The 16,556-nt window shown below is 71.0% G+C and carries 20 protein-coding genes; 11 read left to right on the forward strand and 9 right to left on the reverse strand.

Translation table 11 applies throughout. From position 1 onward, the window contains the following. The first annotated feature begins 18 nt into the window (after positions 1-18). From VF092_24680 to VF092_24695, 4 genes are all read left to right on the forward strand, one after another. Complete coding sequence (locus tag VF092_24680; protein ID HEX6750508.1) at positions 19-663, forward strand: DUF2911 domain-containing protein; 645 nt, start codon at positions 19-21, stop codon at positions 661-663. A 20-nt stretch (positions 664-683) separates the two neighbouring features. Then, positions 684-974, forward strand: a complete 291-nt coding sequence (locus VF092_24685; protein ID HEX6750509.1) for a hypothetical protein — start codon at positions 684-686, stop codon at positions 972-974. Positions 975-1,264: 290 nt separating this feature from the next. After that, the gene (locus VF092_24690) at positions 1,265-1,558 is read left to right on the forward strand and encodes a hypothetical protein (GenBank protein ID HEX6750510.1); all 294 of its coding nucleotides are present in this window, start codon (positions 1,265-1,267) and stop codon (positions 1,556-1,558) included. 71 nt (positions 1,559-1,629) lie between these two features. Then, positions 1,630-2,499 carry an outer membrane lipoprotein carrier protein LolA gene (locus tag VF092_24695; GenBank protein HEX6750511.1) on the forward strand — a complete coding sequence of 290 codons (870 nt, stop codon included), beginning with the start codon at positions 1,630-1,632 and terminating at the stop codon, positions 2,497-2,499. Between the two features lie 76 nt (positions 2,500-2,575). Here the strand turns inward: VF092_24695 and VF092_24700 are convergent, their stop codons facing one another. The 3 genes from VF092_24700 to VF092_24710 form a co-directional block, all read right to left on the reverse strand. Then, positions 2,576-2,830 carry a DUF2442 domain-containing protein gene (locus VF092_24700; GenBank protein ID HEX6750512.1) on the reverse strand — a complete coding sequence of 85 codons (255 nt, stop codon included), beginning with the start codon at positions 2,828-2,830 and terminating at the stop codon, positions 2,576-2,578. A 10-nt stretch (positions 2,831-2,840) separates the two neighbouring features. Beyond that, a complete protein-coding gene (locus VF092_24705; GenBank protein ID HEX6750513.1) occupies positions 2,841-3,098 on the reverse strand; it encodes a DUF4160 domain-containing protein in 258 nt (85 codons plus the stop codon). A gap of 91 nt (positions 3,099-3,189) precedes the next feature. Beyond that, the gene (locus VF092_24710; GenBank protein HEX6750514.1) at positions 3,190-3,636 is read right to left on the reverse strand and encodes a response regulator; all 447 of its coding nucleotides are present in this window, start codon (positions 3,634-3,636) and stop codon (positions 3,190-3,192) included. Between the two features lie 217 nt (positions 3,637-3,853). On the opposite strand from VF092_24710, the gene VF092_24715 reads away from it, so the two are divergent. Continuing rightward, a complete protein-coding gene (locus VF092_24715; GenBank protein HEX6750515.1) occupies positions 3,854-4,363 on the forward strand; it encodes a 6-carboxytetrahydropterin synthase in 510 nt (169 codons plus the stop codon). A 264-nt stretch (positions 4,364-4,627) separates the two neighbouring features. Here VF092_24715 and VF092_24720 read toward each other — a convergent pair whose 3' ends face one another. The 5 genes from VF092_24720 to VF092_24740 form a co-directional block, all read right to left on the reverse strand. Beyond that, positions 4,628-5,410: a glycosyltransferase family 2 protein gene (locus VF092_24720; protein HEX6750516.1), complete on the reverse strand. Its 783-nt coding sequence runs from the start codon at positions 5,408-5,410 to the stop codon at positions 4,628-4,630. 12 nt (positions 5,411-5,422) lie between these two features. Then, positions 5,423-6,160, reverse strand: coding sequence for a class I SAM-dependent methyltransferase (locus tag VF092_24725; GenBank protein ID HEX6750517.1), 738 nt, complete (start codon positions 6,158-6,160; stop codon positions 5,423-5,425). Next, positions 6,157-7,752, reverse strand: coding sequence for a glycosyltransferase family 39 protein (locus VF092_24730; GenBank protein ID HEX6750518.1), 1,596 nt, complete (start codon positions 7,750-7,752; stop codon positions 6,157-6,159). The genes VF092_24725 and VF092_24730 overlap by 4 nt, the downstream gene beginning before the upstream one ends. A 160-nt stretch (positions 7,753-7,912) precedes the next feature. Then, positions 7,913-8,290 carry a prepilin-type N-terminal cleavage/methylation domain-containing protein gene (locus tag VF092_24735; protein HEX6750519.1) on the reverse strand — a complete coding sequence of 126 codons (378 nt, stop codon included), beginning with the start codon at positions 8,288-8,290 and terminating at the stop codon, positions 7,913-7,915. A gap of 111 nt (positions 8,291-8,401) precedes the next feature. Then, on the reverse strand, positions 8,402-8,776 hold the full coding sequence (locus tag VF092_24740; protein HEX6750520.1) for a prepilin-type N-terminal cleavage/methylation domain-containing protein: 375 nt from the start codon (positions 8,774-8,776) through the stop codon (positions 8,402-8,404). A 284-nt stretch (positions 8,777-9,060) separates the two neighbouring features. Here VF092_24740 and VF092_24745 point away from each other — a divergent pair, with 284 nt between their 5' ends. Then, entirely contained in the window at positions 9,061-9,276 is a 216-nt protein-coding gene (locus VF092_24745) for a hypothetical protein (GenBank protein HEX6750521.1), read from the forward strand. Between the two features lie 103 nt (positions 9,277-9,379). Here VF092_24745 and VF092_24750 read toward each other — a convergent pair whose 3' ends face one another. Next, positions 9,380-9,754: a prepilin-type N-terminal cleavage/methylation domain-containing protein gene (locus tag VF092_24750; protein ID HEX6750522.1), complete on the reverse strand. Its 375-nt coding sequence runs from the start codon at positions 9,752-9,754 to the stop codon at positions 9,380-9,382. A gap of 295 nt (positions 9,755-10,049) precedes the next feature. Here VF092_24750 and VF092_24755 point away from each other — a divergent pair, with 295 nt between their 5' ends. From VF092_24755 to VF092_24775, 5 genes are all read left to right on the forward strand, one after another. Next, positions 10,050-11,948 (forward strand): hypothetical protein, encoded by a 1,899-nt coding sequence (locus VF092_24755; GenBank protein HEX6750523.1) that lies wholly within the window; start codon positions 10,050-10,052, stop codon positions 11,946-11,948. Further along, positions 11,945-13,879 carry a tetratricopeptide repeat protein gene (locus VF092_24760; GenBank protein HEX6750524.1) on the forward strand — a complete coding sequence of 645 codons (1,935 nt, stop codon included), beginning with the start codon at positions 11,945-11,947 and terminating at the stop codon, positions 13,877-13,879. The genes VF092_24755 and VF092_24760 overlap by 4 nt, the downstream gene beginning before the upstream one ends. Before the next feature lie 124 nt (positions 13,880-14,003). Next, positions 14,004-15,035, forward strand: a complete 1,032-nt coding sequence (locus VF092_24765) for an NAD(P)/FAD-dependent oxidoreductase (GenBank protein ID HEX6750525.1) — start codon at positions 14,004-14,006, stop codon at positions 15,033-15,035. 122 nt (positions 15,036-15,157) lie between these two features. After that, positions 15,158-15,889: an SDR family oxidoreductase gene (locus VF092_24770; GenBank protein ID HEX6750526.1), complete on the forward strand. Its 732-nt coding sequence runs from the start codon at positions 15,158-15,160 to the stop codon at positions 15,887-15,889. A 127-nt stretch (positions 15,890-16,016) separates the two neighbouring features. Continuing rightward, positions 16,017-16,556: radical SAM protein (locus VF092_24775; GenBank protein HEX6750527.1), on the forward strand; the 540-nt coding region annotated here is incomplete at its 3' end.

Below are 16,556 nucleotides of genomic sequence, written 5' to 3' on the forward strand. Positions count from 1 at the left end.
ACCCTCGATCGCCAGATGATGAGACGCATCGCCTTCTCCGCCGCGCTCGCGCTCGCCCTCGCCGCGCCGGCGGCCGCACAGCAGCAGACGCAGCCGCAGGAGCCGCCGCTCCGCATCGCCGCCAGCAGCTACGCCACCGTGGAGGTGCACCTCAACTCGCGGCAGATCGGCGGGCGGTGGTACGAGGAAGACGCCGCGCTCACCGGACCCAGCCGCATCGCCATCAGCTACGGGCAGCCGCACGCGCGCGGGCGGCGCATCGAGGGCGGCCTCATCCCCACCGACACCGTGTGGCGCTTCGGCGCGAACATGGCGACGACGCTGCACAGCGATCTCGACCTCGACCTCGGCGGCGTGCGCGTCCCCCGCGGCGACTACTCGCTGTTCATCCTCCACACCGCCGCCGGCGCGTGGCAGATGATCGTCAACCGCGGCACCGGCCAGTGGGGCACCGACCGCGACGAGCGCGAGGACATGGGCCGCGTCACGCTGCAGGCACGCACGCTGGCCGAGGCCGAGGAGTCGCTCACCATCTACCTTGTCCCCGAATCGCCGCGGCCGGGCACCGGCTATGCAGAATTGCACGGCGTGCTCCGCATCAAGTGGGGCCGCACCGAGCTGAGCGCCCCGTGGAGCGTCGTCCAGCCGGCACCCGCGAGGTAATCGAAGAATAGGGGATGGAGATGTCGCGCGCGTTCGTGAAGGAAGATGCGGGAGACGTGGTGGTGCCCGGGCGCTATCCGCTCCCGGAGCGCGACGATCCGCGGTATGATGCGGCCGCCGCGCGCGTGCTGCTGGAGGCCGCCCGCGACGCCGACACCGGCTCGGGCGAGGCGGCCACCGGCTACCGCTGGGGCGAGGAGCGGCTGCACAAGCACGTCCGCCGCATCCTGGCCGAGGCCGAAGCGCTCCCCGAAGAGGAGCAGGACCGCCGCTTCATTCGCGTCGCCCGCCGCTTTCTCGGCCAGTACTGATCGAGCTTCTTCGCCTGGCACATGAAAGTCGCTCACGGCCGCGATGATCGTGCGTCCGCGCGTACGAGCGAAGCGAGCCAGTCCCTCCCCCAGTCTGTTTTGGGGGAGGGACAGACGCGAAGCGTCAGGGAGAGGGCGCACGCGCCGGATCCCCCGTAAACATTAGCGATTGGTGACGGAACGCCTCGCCGGAACGGGCCGCGGGCGCGGGGGCTTCCCGGGGGCGTTATCTTTCGTCGCATCGGATGGATATTCCATAAGATGCGCCCCAACCCGGATACGGAGAGCCCGTGACGCACGAAGAGCTGGTCATGGAGATGTCCGCCGCGCGCAAGCGCCGCGAAGAGGCCACCGCCCGCGCCATCCGCGACGCGCGCGTGCTGGCGGTGCGCGCCGCCGTGCCGCCGGGCGCCCCGCAGCAGGAGATCGAGGATCGCGCGCGCAGCTTCTATCCGCGCCTGAGCCCCGAGCTGATCACCGAGCTGGCGGGGATCGTCGTGGAGCAGCAGGGCACCCGCATCCCCGGCCACGACCCCGACGCCGACCTCCACCTGGACGACGAAGAGATCGATCCCGGGCTGTGAGGAACGGCGGTTGCACGGGTGGACAGGACGGAGACGCCTGATTCACCCGATTCGGAACGGAATCAACGCCAATGATCGATAGATTCTTCCCCCGCGCCGCGCTCGTGCTGGCGCCGCTGGCGCTGGCCGCGTGCGGCGGCGGGCGCGAGGCGCAGTCCGACGGCTCGACCGACGGCGTGCAGGTCAACACCAGCCGCACCCGTCCCGCCGCGGTGGCCTCCGGGGGTGACACCGCCGTCACCGCCGCGCCGCAGACCTCGGCCCCCGCGCCCGCCGCGGAGCCGAGGGACGCGACGCCGTCCATCCCCCCCGCCGCGACGCCGGCGGGCGGCGCGAACGCCGCGCCCGCGGGACGCCAGGACGCGAACGCCATCCTCGCGCGCGTCGAGCAGACCGCGTCGGGGATCCGCACGCTGGAAGCGGACTTCGTGCAGAACCTGCGCGTGCCGCTGCTGGGGACCGACCGCCGCAGCACGGGCAAGCTGTACCAGCGCAAGCCCGACCGCTTCCTGATGCGCTTCACCGACCCGGCGGGCGACGTGATGGTGGCCGACGGGCGGTACTTCTGGATCTACTATCCCAGCAGCGACCGCACGCAGGTCATCCGCACCAGCATCGCCGAGGGCGGCGAGCAGGCCGACTTTCAGCGGCAGTTCCTGAGCAACGCCACCGACCGCTTCGTGGCCACGCTGAACGGCGAGGAGGTGGTGGACGGCCGCCCCGCCTGGGCGCTGACGCTGGTACCCAAGCGCGAGTCGCCGTACAAGGTGATCCGGATCTGGGTGGACAAGTCCGACAACCTGGTGCGGCGCTTCGAGATGACCGAGGAGAACGACTCCGTGCGCCGGCTGGAGCTGCGCAACCTGAAGGTGAACCAGCCCGTCTCCGACGCGCTCTTCACCTTCACCCCGCCCGCGGGGACGCACGTCTTCGAGCAGTAAGCCGCATCCGCCGCAGAATGCCGAAGCCCCCGCCCGGATCTCTCGGGCGGGGGCTTCATCGTCTCGGAAGGCCGACTCACGCGACCTGCTGAACGGCGGTTCCGATTTCGTACAGGTACTCGGGTGCCAGGTCGGCGCCGTTGGGCCACTCGATCGTCCGCGTCTCGGGGTTCACGGTCACCTGCGCGAAGAACGAGTGATCTCGCAGCGGCTCGAACACCTCACCGTAAAGCTCGCCGGAGAGATCGACCTCTTTCACCGAGCCGTCGTCGAACTCCAGCAGCAGGCGGTATTCGCCGAGGTACGTGACCTTTTCAACGTGAAGAAACACTGCGCACTCCTCACGGAAGCGGGGGAATGGGGACGAGCGGCCGCCTGTTCCGTGCTCGCTCCCAGTTCTCGAGAAGTTCCTGCTGGTGCAGGTCCGCCCATTCAAATACCAATTGCAGCGCTCTTCGTGCCATCGTTCCTTCCACCATGCCGCTTTGGATCTCGATGAGGGCCTCCTGGTCCTGATATCGTATGTGGAAGTGAGGGGGATTGTGGTCGCCGAAATTCATGTATACCACGATCCCGTAAAAACGGCTGATCGTCGGCATGTTTGAGAAGGATGGGTGAAAGCGGGGAGTGGCCTGAGGAAGGTCGATGATATCTCTATCGGGCGCGGCGTGCAACCGGGCCCGTCACGCCTCAGCTCGGCTTGCCGGCGGCCAGCCAGGCCTTCAGGCGCTCCATGAAGGCGCGGATGTCGAGCGGCTTGACGACCAGGTCGTTGCACCCGGCCTCGAGCACCGCGTGGCGCGCGCCCTCCATGGCGGTGATGGCGATGATCGGCACCTGGCGGAACGCCTCGTCGGCGCGCAGGGTGCGGGTGGCCTGGAAGCCGTCCACGCCCGGCATCATCATGTCCATCAGGATCAGGTCGGGGTGCTGCGCCCGCGCCACGTCGATGGCTTCCACGCCATTGGTGGCCGCCAGCACGCGGTACCCCAGCGCGTCGAGCAGCGTGCACAGCGCGTCGCGGCTGTCCTCGTGGTCCTCCGCCACGAGCACGACCGGCGCCGTCGCCGGGTCCAGCCGCGGCGGCAGGTAGGTGCTCAGGTGCGGGGCGCGCGCATCGCGCGGATCGGAACGCACGGGAGTGTCGACAGCCTGAGCTGACACGGGCATGGGGAACAGGGATCGCCGGGGAAACCAGCCGGAGCGGGGGCGAATGACGGAAGCAGGGAGATCGCAAGGAGCGTACCGGTAGGGACATCACCGCGCCGCCGTCCGGGGGGTGATGTCCCCTGTCCCGGCGCGGAGGACGGGGTTATGATCCGGCCGCCGGTCCGCCTTTCCCGCCAGGTGCCCCATGCCCGTGATGCAGCTCACCCGCAGGGTCCGCTTCAGCGCCGCGCACCGCTACCACCGCCCCGAGTGGAGCGACGAGCGCAACCGCGAGGTGTTCGGCCCCTGCAGCAATCCCCACGGCCACGGGCACGACTACCTCCTCGAGGCCACCGTCGCCGGTGAGGTCGATCCCGTCACCGGCTTCTCGGTGGACCTCGGTGTGCTGGACCGCGTGCTGCACGAGGAGGTGGTCGTCCCCCTCGACCACCAGCACCTGAACCACGCCGTCCCCGGGTTTGCGCCGGGCGGGCTGATCCCCACCAGCGAGAACATCCTCCTGCTGGTCTGGGACCGCGTGGCGCCGCGCCTGGCGCCCGCGCGGCTGCTGCGCCTGCGGCTGCACGAGAACCCGGACTTCTACGTCGATTACAGCGGTCTGGAGGGGGGGGACGCGTCGCACACCGGCTTCGGCGCGGGCTGCGGGGACCCTCACCCCCCGGTTCCCTCTCCCGACAGCAGGGAGAGGGGGTGACGCGGGGGAGATTGCGGCTCGGGTCCTCGACAGCATTGCGGGGCAACTTTCAACAGCTCGCGAAGAGATCATCGTCTTTGCGAATCTCAACCGCGACGCTGTGAAAGCCCACCTCGCGGTCAGGTCTCCCCCTCTCCTGCTGTCGGGAGAGGGGGCCGGGGGGTGAGGGTCCAGGCAGGACGCGCGAGAACTTCGTCGTGCTCCAAAACAACAGCGGCGGACGATGCGAGATCGTCCGCTGCTTCGTCGTCTCCGTCGCCCGGTTCAGGAGCCGATGGACTGCGCGGTGGCGGGGATGGGGCGCGTATCGGCGTCGTCGGCGCGGAGCTCGTCGGCGCGGGGGACGCCGCGCGGGGCCAGCCAGTTGGCGCGGACGATGTGCCAGAACGCCGCGATCCCGTCGCGCCAGCCGATCTTCTTCCCCTCGCCGTACGTCCGGCCGGCGTAGCTGATCGGCACCTCGTACACCCGCGCTCGCGACTGCGCCAGCCGCGCCGTCAGCTCCGGCTCGATGCCGAACCGGTCGGTGCGCAGGGGGAGCCGCTTCAGCAGGTCCGCGCGGACCATCTTGTAGCAGGTCTCCATGTCGGTCAGGTTCAGGTCCGTCAGCATGTTGCTGAGCAGGGTCAGGAACCCGTTTCCCACGCGGTGCCAGAAGTACAGCACGCGCCGCGGACTGCCGGTGAAGCGGCTGCCGAACACCGCGTCGGCCCGCCCGTCGGCGATGGGCTCCAGCAGCCGCGGCAGGTCGAAGGGATCGTACTCCAGGTCGGCGTCGTGGATCACCACCACGTCGCCGGTGGCGTGCTCGATCCCCTTCCGCACCGCGGCGCCCTTCCCCTGGTTGCGCGGGTGCTTCAGCAGCACGTCCACCAGCCCCTCGGCGTGCAGCGCCTCGAGCACCGCCAGGCTGCCGTCGGTGGAGGCGTCGTTCACGCAGATCACCTCCAGGCGCAGCGGCACGGCGCGCAGCCGCTCGACCGAGGCGCGCACCAGCTTCTCCTCGTTGTAGACCGGCACCACCACCGACAGCACGAGACCGCTCATGAAGTCCTCCATTCAGCGTCCAGGCTTCCGCGCCACCGCCAGCAGGCTCTGCCCCAGCGGCGGGCTGATCCGGCTTTCCACCGCGCGCACCCACGGCACCACCCAGCGGTCGTAGGTTCGCGCGTCGCTCGCCTTCACCGTCGTCCGGCGGAGCACCTTCCCCGCCAGCCACCAGGCCGCGACACCCGGCAGGTTCATGTACCGCACGTCCACCGGCTCGAGCCCCGCCTCCTCCAGCCTCCCCCGCAGCACCGGCTTCGTGTAGCGGCGGAAGTGGTCGAACGCGCGGTCCAGCGAGCCAAACAGCGCGGGGAGCGCGGGGACGAACAGCAGCACGTGCCCCCCCGGCGCCAGCGCGCGCCGTGCCGCGCGGAGGAAGGCGACGTCGTCCTGCACGTGCTCCATCACGTTCACCGCGACGACGGAGTCCGCCGAATCCGGCTCCAGCGAATCGTCGAGATACCCGTGCCGCGCAGTCACCCGCGCGTCGGCTGCGAAGCGGCGGGCGAGGTGCGGAAAGTTGTTGTCCGCGGGCTCGATGGCCAGGATCTCCGCCTCGGGCGCGCGCGCCAGCAGGTGCTCGGTGAAGGTGCCGATCCCCGCGCCCACCTCCACGATGCGGCGTCCCAGGTGCGGCGCGAACCGCCCCGAGATCCACCCGTAGTAGTTGCGCGCCTCGGCCAGCGCGTCGAGCTCCTCGCCCGAGTAGGTGAACTCCGTTCCGGTGGCCGCGGCTTGGGTCGTCGTCATCGCGCGTTCGGGAGCGGCGCCCAGGCGCCGCGGCAGTCCATGGCGGGGTCGCGCGGAAGCGGCGGCACCGCGATCGAGAAGGGCCCCGGGTCCGACGGCCCCGGGCGCAGGTCGTACAGGTAGAGCGAGGCGCCGACGGCCACCTGGTCGTCGAGCCGGCGGCCGACGTGCTCCAGGAAGCCCACGATCAGCGGCTTCTCGTCGAACTCGCCCACCGGCGTGCCGTCCACCATCAGCACCCACACGCGCGGGAGGCCGCGCAGCCGCGCCAGGTCCTCCACGTACGCCTGGGGCCGGAGCCGCGCGCAGACGCCGCGGACGGTGTGTGCCGCGTCCCACCCGTACCGCCCCGCGTAGTACTCGAAGCTGGGGAGGCCGTTGTAGTACACGTACATCACGTCCCCCGGCCGCCGCTGCTGGTTCGCGTACTCCAGCAGCGGCTTGATCTCCCCCCGCAGCTGGGGGACGGAGAAGGCCGCATACGAGGCCGCGGGAAGGAGCACCAGCAGCGCCGCGAGCGCGAAGGCGATCCGTCCCGCCGCGCGCGGCAGCATCCGCGGAAGCGCGGCCACGCCCTCCGCCACGATAAACGCCAGCGAGGGGATGAGGAAGATCAGCACGCGCCCGCCCGCCTGCGCGGTGCTGCCGAACGGGTACACCTCCGCCGCGCTCGCCACGATCGCCAGCAGCATGGGCGAGACGAGGAGGGCGAGGCGAAAGCGCCTGCCATGCCGCCACATCCACGCGCATCCCAGCGCGAACGCGAGCGCCGCCGCGGCCGCCGCGACCACGCTCAGCGGCGTGGGATCGCGCCCCAGGATCCCCAGCGGCTCGCGGAACACGCGCGTCGCCATGCGGGGAATCCACGTCCAGTCCATGACCGTCCGCGGACGCAGGGGGAGGAAGCCGGAGCGCCAGAACGCGCGCATGTATTCCGGGTCGATCAGCTGCCGGCGCGAGACCAGGTACGCCCCCGCGAAGCTCACGATCCAGACCGCCGCCGTCGCCGCGAGCATGGCGATCCAGCGCCGGTCGCGGAGACGCAGCGCGCGGAGGCCCAGGCAGAGCCCCGCGCCCGCGAGAACGAACACGGCGGGCTGGGAGAGCCAGACGAGGGCCGCGCCGGCGAGCGCGAACGTCGCCATCGTCCGCCCGTCTCCCCGCCGGCGCGCGGCGGAGGCGGCCAGGCCGAGGAGCGCGACCGAGGCCAGCGCGTCGAAGGCGTACGGCTTCACCTCCGACGAGTAGTACACCAGGAACGGCGCCAGCGCCACCAGCGCGACCGCCAGCGGCAGCGCCGGCCGGCTCACGTAGCGGCGGGCGACGCGCGGGAGGAGGAGCAGCGTCGCCAGCCCCGCGAGCAGGGGGACCAGGCGGAGCGCGTACTCGGAGCTGCCGATCGCCAGCGAGGCCGCCTTCTCCAGCCAGAGGAAGCCGAGCGGCGCCGTCGGACCCCGATCGAGCGGCTGCGCCAGGCCGAGAAAGCCGCGGCGCAGGAAGTTCGTTGCCAGCAGCGCCTCGTCGAGCCAGAGCGCGCGGCTCACCGCGTACTGGCCCAGGCGCAGGAGCACGCCCAGCGCCAGCGCCAGCATCACCAGCTGCCGGGTGCGGCGGCCGGGCGCGGGCGGCGGCGATTCCTGGGTCTCCCTGGAATGCGAAAGGCGGTCTGCAGGAGCCGGCGGCTCCCGGACCGCCCCGCGAGCGGTGGTGGCGTGCACTGTCACTTCCCGGCGAAAGAGTCCCGCGGTGCTGCTAGCAGTTGGTGATGTTGCCGTCGACGTCGACCTCGCGGCCGTTCCAGGGCCCCGTGGGCGCCAGGCACAGCGGCAGCCCCACGTTGCCGCTCCAGGTATAGTACTTCACCCCGGTGGGCGGCGCGAACCCCACCACCCGCAGGTCGGAGTCGGTGTTGGCGTACGTGCCGTTGTTGGCGTAGTACGCCTGCTGCAGGCTGTACACCTGCTTCAGGATGATGTCCGCCTCCTTCTCCTTCGACTGGTGCGCGGTCACGTTGTAGCGCGGCAGCGCCAGCGCGGTCAGCACGCCGATGATCACCACCACGATCATGAGCTCGACCAGCGTGAATCCTTGCTCGTCGGCGAATCTGCGTCCGTTCGTCCGAGGGCCCATGGTTCGGGAGAGGTGGGAGATGGAGGGTTCGCGGCCGTCGGGCCGTTCAAAGCGAGCGGGGGAGCCGGGAGGTCCCGACTCCCCCGCCGGAGCCGATCAGCTGAACCCGGATCAGCAGTTCGAGCTGTTGATCTGGCCGGTCGCGGTGATGGTGCGGTCGCAGTAGCCGCTGCCGGTCTTGGTCATGGTGATCGGCGGGCCCGAGATCGACGGGGCCGCGTAGTTCTTCAGGCCCAGCGTCGTGTTGGTGTCCCAGCCCACCGTCTGCAGGTCCGCGTCGGTCGTGGCCCACGTGCCGTTGTTGGCGTAGTAGGCGTTCTCGAGCGTGTAGATCTGCTTGAGGATGCCGTCCGCCTCCTTCTCCTTCGCACGGGCCGAGGCCTGCGTGAAGCGCGGGATGGCGAGGGCCGCCAGGATGCCGATGATGACGACTACGATCATCAGCTCGATCAGGGTGAAGCCCTTCGAGTTCCGAAGGTTGCGCATGGGGTGCCTCCGAGTGGCGTGGAGTGAAAACCGTCCGCCGGTCCGCGGCGGCTCGTCCCCCTGGGGGGCAACGGCCGTTCCAGATCGCAGTGAGGCACGTAAATTATTGATTTTCATTGATTTAGCTGATGCGTTCCCGTTTGGGAATGGCGAATTTCGCAATCCATCCTGCATGATCTCTCGCAACTTGCAACCGGCCCGCGAACGCGTTTCCGCCGCTCCCGCGAGCGCCGAATTCCTCCGTCTCCACGGGCGCCCGGCCTCCGTGCAATGCTGCCCATGCCGTGCGACCCCGAGCTCCGTCTCGCCCGCGCGTGATGCTGCGCGCGGAGGTGTCGGGATGCGCGGTGCGGGCGGCGCCGGTCCATCTCGACGCGCCAGCCGGCGGCCTCGCGCTCGACGGCGAGTTCGTGGTGCGGCACACCCCCGCGGCGCGCGGTTTCGGCGACCCGGGGGTGCTGCTGCTCCGGCCCCTGCTGGCCGGGGAGCCACTCGCGTGAATCCCGCTCGCCTGGAGGTGCGTGGCCGTGGAGCCGTATACAAAGCGAGCGGGGGAGCCGGGAAATCCCGACTCCCCCGCCGGAGCCGACCAGCTGAACGCGGTTAGCAGTTCGAGCTGTTGATCTGGCCGGTCGCGGTGATGGTACGGTCGCAGTAGCCGCTGCCGGTCTTGGTCATGGTGATCGGCGGGCCCGAGATCGACGGGGCCGCGTAGTTCTTCAGGCCGAGCGTCGTGTTGGTGTCCCAGCCCACCGTCTGCAGGTTCGCATCGGTCGTGGCCCAGGTGCCGTTGTTGGCGTAGTAGGCGTTCTCGAGCGTGTAGATCTGCTTGAGGATGCCGTCCGCCTCCTTCTCCTTCGCGCGGGCCGAGGCCTGCGTGAAGCGCGGGATGGCGAGGGCCGCCAGGATGCCGATGATGACGACCACGATCATCAGCTCGATCAGGGTGAAGCCCTTCGAGTTCCGAAGGTTGCGCATGGGGTGCCTCCGAGTGGGGCGTTGGGTGAGAACCGTCCGCCGGTCTTCGGCGGCTCGGCCCCCCCAGGGGCAACGGACGTTCCAGTTCGTAGCAGAATGCATAAGTTTTTGTCCCAGGCACATTTGAGCGAATCCACCCCTCTCGGGAATCCCGGATTTCGCAATCCATCCTGCATGATCTCTCGCAACTTGCATTCGGTCGCCGGGCGGGTTGCCGCCGCTCCGGTGGGGCGCTACCGTGAGCGCCGCATCCCCGGTCTCCACCCGTCTCCGGCCCCGGTTCCGCCCCCTGTCCATGCCGCCCGACCTCGATCCGCCTCGCGCCTCGCGCGTGACGCCGCGCGCGGCGGTGCTGGCGAGCGCGCTGCTGGCGGCGCTCGTCTACGCCAACGCGCTCGGCAACGGCTTCGCGCTCGACGACGAGTTCGTGGTGCAGCACAACCCGGCGGTGCGCGGCTTCGGAGACCCGGGGGTGCTGCTGCTGGGCCCTTACTGGCCCGGGAGCCACGTCCTCTACCGCCCGCTGACGCTGCTCACCTTCGCCGTCGACTGGGCGCTGGGCGGCTCGGCGACGTGGATGCATGCCGTCAACGTCCTGCTGCACGCCGGGGTGGCCGCGCTGGTCGCGCTCCTCCTCCTGCGCCTGCGCGCGTCGCCCGCGGCCGCGCTGGTGGCCGGCGCCATCTTCGCCGTGCACCCGGTGCACGTGGAGGCGGTGGCGAACCTCGTCGGCCGCTCCGAGCTCCTGGCCGCGCTCCTCTCCCTCGCCGCGTGCGTGGCCTACCTCGCGCGCCCGCGGCCGAAGGTGGGGACGGCGGCGCTCGCGGGGCTGCTCTACTTCCTCGCCCTCTGCGCGAAGGAGAGCGCGCTCGCCCTCCCCGCGCTGCTGCTGGTGGTGGATGCAGTGCGGACGCGCGACGAGCGCATTCCCGCGCTTCGCCTTCTCCGCGACAACCTGGCGGTCCTCGGCGCGTGCGCGATCGCCTTCGCGGGCTACCTGGCGCTCCGCGCGGTGGCGACGGGGAGCGCGCTGGGCGCCGAGCCCGCGCCGTACCTGCGCGGCATCTCCACGGCGGACCGGCTGGCGACGGCGGTGCGGCTCTGGCCCGAGTACCTGCGCCTCCTCTTCTGGCCGCGCGACCTTGCGGCGGAGTGGGGGCCGGACCTGGTCCGCCCGGTGGGATGGTCGCACCCGCTCGTCTGGCTCGGCCTCGCGCTGGGGGTGGGGATCGCGATCGCCGCGGTGCGGTCGTGGCGGGGGGATCGATGGATCGCGGCGGGCGTGCTCTGGTTCGCGCTCTCCGTCTTCCCCATCTCCCAGATCCCGTTCCCCATCGGGACGCTGCTGGCGGAGCGGACCCTCTATCTCCCCTCCATCGCCCTGGCCTTCCTGGTGCCGCCGCTCTGGTCGCCTCCGGAGCGCGAGGAGCGGATCGGCAGGTGGGCGCCCATCGCCGCGGCGGTGATCGTCGTCGTCGGGGGGATGCGGACGTGGCTGCGGACGCCGTCGTGGAGCTCGACGCGGGCGGTGTACGACACGCTGGCCGCCGAGCACCCGGAGTCGTGGTGGATCGACTGGCGCGCGGGGCAGCTGCTGACCATGGCCGGCCGCGGCGGCGAGGCGGTGCCGTGGTACGCACGCGCACGCGGAAAGATCGGCCCCGGCAACCTGAAGCTGGAGGTGGAGTACGCCACGCTGCTGATGAGCCTGGGCGGCTACGGCGACGCGGAGCCGGTGCTGCGCGGGGCGATGCGGAACTTCCCGCGCTCGTCCACGCCCGGCGTGCTGCTGGCCTCGCTGCTGATCCAGCAGGGGCGGTATGGCGATGCGCTGCCGGTGCTCGACGCAGCCGCGCGCGCGCTGGAGCCGGGCCGCTCGAACGTGGAGGTGATCGACCGCCGCGCGCTGGCGCACGACGGGATGGGCCGCGTCGACCTCGCGCTCGGGGAGCGGCGGGTGACGCTGGCCGACCCCGCCTTCCGCGCGTATCCGCACACGTGGTATCACTTCGCGCGTCTCCTCGCCGAGCGGGGGGATACGGCCGGCGCGCGCGCCGCGCTGGACAGCGCGCGTCTCCGCGTCCCGCCCGGGCTGCGGCCGGCGATGACGCTCGATCCGCTCCCGCCGCTCACCGCGCCGCTGATGCGCGGCTGGCGCGCGCTCCCGCAGCCCGGCCCCGGCGCGGCGCCATGACGGACGCCATCTCCCCGCCGGACGTGGATCGCGACGTTCTCTCCGGAGACGAGCGGCGGCGGCGCGCGCTGATCCTCGCCGGCGTGGCGCTGCTGGCGATGCTCGTGTACGCCAACGCGCTGCGCAACGGATACGCGCTCGACGACGAGAGCATCGTCTGGCGCAACCCCGTCGTGCACGGCTTCGGGCGGCTGCACGACCTGCTGCTCGGCCCGTACTGGCAGAAGTCGGGAGATCTGTATCGCCCGGTGACGCTCTTCTCGTTCGCGATCGACTGGACCCTGTTCGGCGGCTCCACGGCGGCGATGCACGCGGTGAACGTGCTTCTGCACGCGCTGGCCGCCGTGCTGGTGGCGGCGGTGGTGCTGCGGCTGGGCGGCGGCGCGATCCCGGCCGCGCTGGCGGGCGCGGTGTTCGCCGTGCACCCGGTGCACGTGGAGGCGGTCGCCAACCTCGTGGGCCGGGCGGAGGTGCTGGCGACGCTCTTCGTCCTCCTCGCCTGCCACGTCTACGTGCGCGGCTCGCCACGCTCTCCCGGCCGAATCGCCGCCGTCTGCGCGCTGTACCTGCTGGGGCTGGGGTGCAAGGAGATCGCGGTCACGCTCCCCGCGCTGCTGCTGGTGCTCGACGCCCTCCGCGCGCGCGCCGAGCGCGAGACGCCGTGGCGCATCTTCGTCCGCAACCTCCCCCTTCTCGCCGCAATGACGGCGACGCTGGGGATCTTCCTCGCCCTCCGCGTGAAGGCGAACGGGGGGCTGCTGGGGCTGCCGCCCGCGGCGTACTTCGTCGGCATCTCCACCGCCGACCGCCTGGCCACGGCGATGTCGCTCGTCCCCGAGTACCTGCGGTTGCTGCTGTGGCCGGCGAATCTCTCGTCGGAGTGGGGGCCGGACCTGCTGCGCGTCGTGGGATGGGATTCCCCTCGCGCGTGGCTGGGAGTGGCGATCCTGGTCGCGCTCGTGGCCGCGGTGATCGCATCGTGGCGGCGCGGGCGGTGGATCGCCGCGGCGGTGCTGTGGACGGCGCTCGCCATCTTCCCCGTCTCCGGCATCCCCTTCCCGGCGGGGACGATGCTGGCCGAGCGCAATCTCTATCTCCCCTCTGCCGGCCTCGCCTTCATCTTCTGCCCGCTGGTGGCCGCCGTGGCGACGCAGCGGCGGCAGGTGCGGCTGGCGGCGGCGGGCGCGTTCGCCATGCTGGCGCTGCTGGGGGCGATGCGGACGTGGACTCGCACGCCGGTGTGGGCGTCGTCGCGCGCGGTCTTCGAGGCGATGGTCGAGGAGCATCCCGACCACTGGTGGGCCGAGTGGAAGGCGGCGGTGATCCTGGCCAACCGCGGCCGCCGCGAGGAGGCGCTGCGCTGGTTCGAGCCGGCGCTGCGCAAGACCGGCTTCAACGACGTCAGCATCGACCTGGACTACGTGGCCACGCTGCGCGACCTGGGCCGCTTCGCGCAGGCCGAGCCGGTGCTGCGCCACCTGATGGAGGTGTATCCCCGCTCCGTTCCCGCGTACCTGGACCTGGCGTCGCTGCGGATCGAGCAGGGGCGGTACGGCGAGGCGCTGGCGCTGATCCAGGCGGCGGAGCGCATCCCCCGCTGGGGGGCGCTGTCGAGGGTGGAGATCCGCAACCGCCGCGCGCTGGCGCTGGACGGCCTGGGCCGGGTGGACGCCGCCCTCGCCGACCGCGCGTGGACGCTGCGCGACCCCGTCGTCCGCGCCAGCGGCCCGCCGTGGTACCACTACGCGCGCCTCCTCGCCCTGCGTGGCGACACCGCCGCCGCGCGCCAGGCGGCGGACCGCGCCCGCGCGCGCACCGTCCCCACGCTGCGGGAGATGGTGCGGATAGATCCGCTTCCTTCGCTGCAGGACCCGCTGGTGCGCGGCTGGGGCCCGATCGTCCTCTCGCCCGCATCCCCCGCCGCGCGCTGACGCCGCACTCAGCACTCGGCACTCAGCACTTCGTTGAGGGGTCCCGGGGTTTGCCGGGACCCCTCGTCCGGTGTATATCTGTCGGCTCCCAAAACACATGCACTGATTCGGAAAGAGGCCTGGAGTGAGCGAGACGCAGGACGGCATCACCGACGTGACGATCATCGGCGGCGGGCCCACGGGGCTTTTCGCCGCCTTCTACGCGGGGCTGCGCGGCGTTTCGTGCCGCATTGTGGATGCGCTGCCGCAACTGGGCGGGCAGCTGATGGCGCTCTATCCCGAGAAGTACATCTTCGACGTGGGCGGCCTACCCCGGATTCTGGCGAAGGACCTGGCGAAGAACATGATCGAGCAGGGCACCCAGTTCGGCCCCGAGGTGGTGCTGGGCGCCGAGGTGCAGCGGCTGGAGCGCGAGGACGGCCACCTCCGCCTGGTGACGCCGAAGGGCGAGTACCTGACGAAGACGGTGGTGATCACCGCCGGCAAGGGCGCGCTGAACCCGCGCGTGCTGGAATGCCCGGGGTGGGACGAGCACTACGAGCAGGACGGCAGCGGCGTGCACACGCACGTGCGGCAGCCCGAGGACTTCCGCGGCAAGCGCGTGCTGCTCGTCGGCGGCGGCGACAGCGCGGTGGACTGGGTGCTGGGCTTGAAGGGCGTGGCCAGCGAGGTGACGCTCATCCACCGCCGCCCCGAGTTCCGCGCGCACAAGGCCAGCGTCGAGCAGATGTGGGCCGCCGCCGAAGCCGGCGAGGTGGCGGTGAAGACGCCGTACGAGGTGCGCTCCATCCACGGCGAGAGCGGGTGCGTGGCGAAGGCCACCATCTACAACAACGATACCAACGAAGACGAGGAGATGGAGGTGGACGCGGTGGTCGCCCTCCTCGGCTTCAAGCCCGACCTGGGCCCCATCGGCAACTGGGGGCTGGAGCTGGAGCGCAACACCATCAAGGTCACCCAGCTGATGGAGACCAACCTCCCCGGCGTCTACGCCGCGGGCGACGTCGTCCACTACCCGGGCAAGCTCGAGCTCATCGCGACGGGGTACGGCGAGGCCGCGATCGCCGTCAACAACGCGGTGCACTTCATCAACCCGAAGGCACGTGTCAGCCCCGGACACTCCACGAACCTGAAGATCTTCAAGCAGGACGACTGATATTATCTCTAACAGAGGACACGGAGGACACAGAGGAAAGAGAAAAGAGCGTCGTTTCCATCTTTTCCTCTGCGTCCTCTGTGTCCTCTGTTAGAGATATAGGATCACCTCGGATGGGACTGATGGATTTCTCGGGCAAGAATGCTCTCGTTACCGGCGGGGCGGTGCGCCTCGGCCGCGCCATCTCGCTCGCGCTGGCGGGCGAGGGGATGCGCGTCGTCGTGCACTACAACGCGTCGTCGGCCGAGGCGGACGCGCTGGTCGACGAGATCCGGCGGGGCGGGGGAGAGGCGGCCGCGATCGGCGCCGACCTGTCGCACGGGGACGAGGTGCGGCGGCTGGCGGACGAGACGCCGCGCGCGTTCGGGGGAATCGACGTCCTCGTGAACAACGCCTCCGTCTTCCCGCCCGAGCGGCTGGAGGAGACCGACGAGGCGCTGTGGGAGCACACGCTGGCGGTGAACCTGCGCGCCCCGTTCTTCCTCATCCGCCATCTCGCCCCCGCGCTGCGCGAGCGCCGCGGCGCGGTGGTCAACCTGTGCGACCTGGCCGGGCTGCAGGCGTGGGGCGCGTACGCGGCGCACGGCGTCTCCAAGGCCGGGCTGGTGCACCTGACGAAGGTGGCCGCGCGGTCGCTGGCGCCCGAGGTGCGCGTGAACGGCATCGCGCCCGGCGCCGTGCTCCCGCCCGAGAGCATGGGCGCGGACGAGATCGCCGCGCTGGAGCGGAGCACGCCGCTCCGACGCATCGGCTCGCCGGACGATATCGTGCGCGCCGTCCTCTATCTCCTGCGCGCCGACTACGTCACCGGCGAGATCCTCGTCGTCGACGGCGGCCGCATGCTCCGCGGCTGATCGCCATCACCCCGACGGCGATTATCTCCCGCTCCCCTGTCCCCTGCCGTTGACCCGCCCCGGCCCGCTCGCCATTCTTAACCGGCCGAATCGACAGGCATTTCCGATCGTCAGCAGGGAGCTCCACGTGCCGGATATCGAGGTGGACGGAGAGGTTTCCGCGCGCCTGCGCGCCATCGCCCGCACGGTGGAGGAGGGCGGCCGCATCACCGCCGAGGACGCGGCGGTGCTCTGGCTCCACGCGGACGACGAGGAGCTGAAGCGGCTGGCGCAGCTCGTCCGCGGGCGCTACCACCAGCCCGGCCGCGCCACCTACATGGTGATGCGGATCATCAACTACACTAACGTGTGCGTGGCGCAGTGCGACTACTGCGCCTTCTACGTGCTTCCCAACCAGCCGGGCGGCTACGTCCTGACCCGCGACGACGTGTTCGCCAAGATCGACGAGCTCCTGGGCGTCGGCGGCGACCTGGTGGGCTTCAACGGGGGATTCAACCCCAAGCTCCCGCTCCACTACTACGCCGACCTCTTCGCCGCCGTGCGCGAGCGCTATGGCGACCGGGTGGAGTTCTACGCGCTGACCATCGCCGAGTTCATGTACCTGGCCGACCGCGCGAACCTTTCCCACCGCGAGGCGGCGGAGCGGCTGCGCGACGCGGGGGTGCAC

Origin of the sequence: Longimicrobium sp., from assembly GCA_036377595.1 — a bacterium.
Lineage (GTDB): Bacteria > Gemmatimonadota > Gemmatimonadetes > Longimicrobiales > Longimicrobiaceae > Longimicrobium.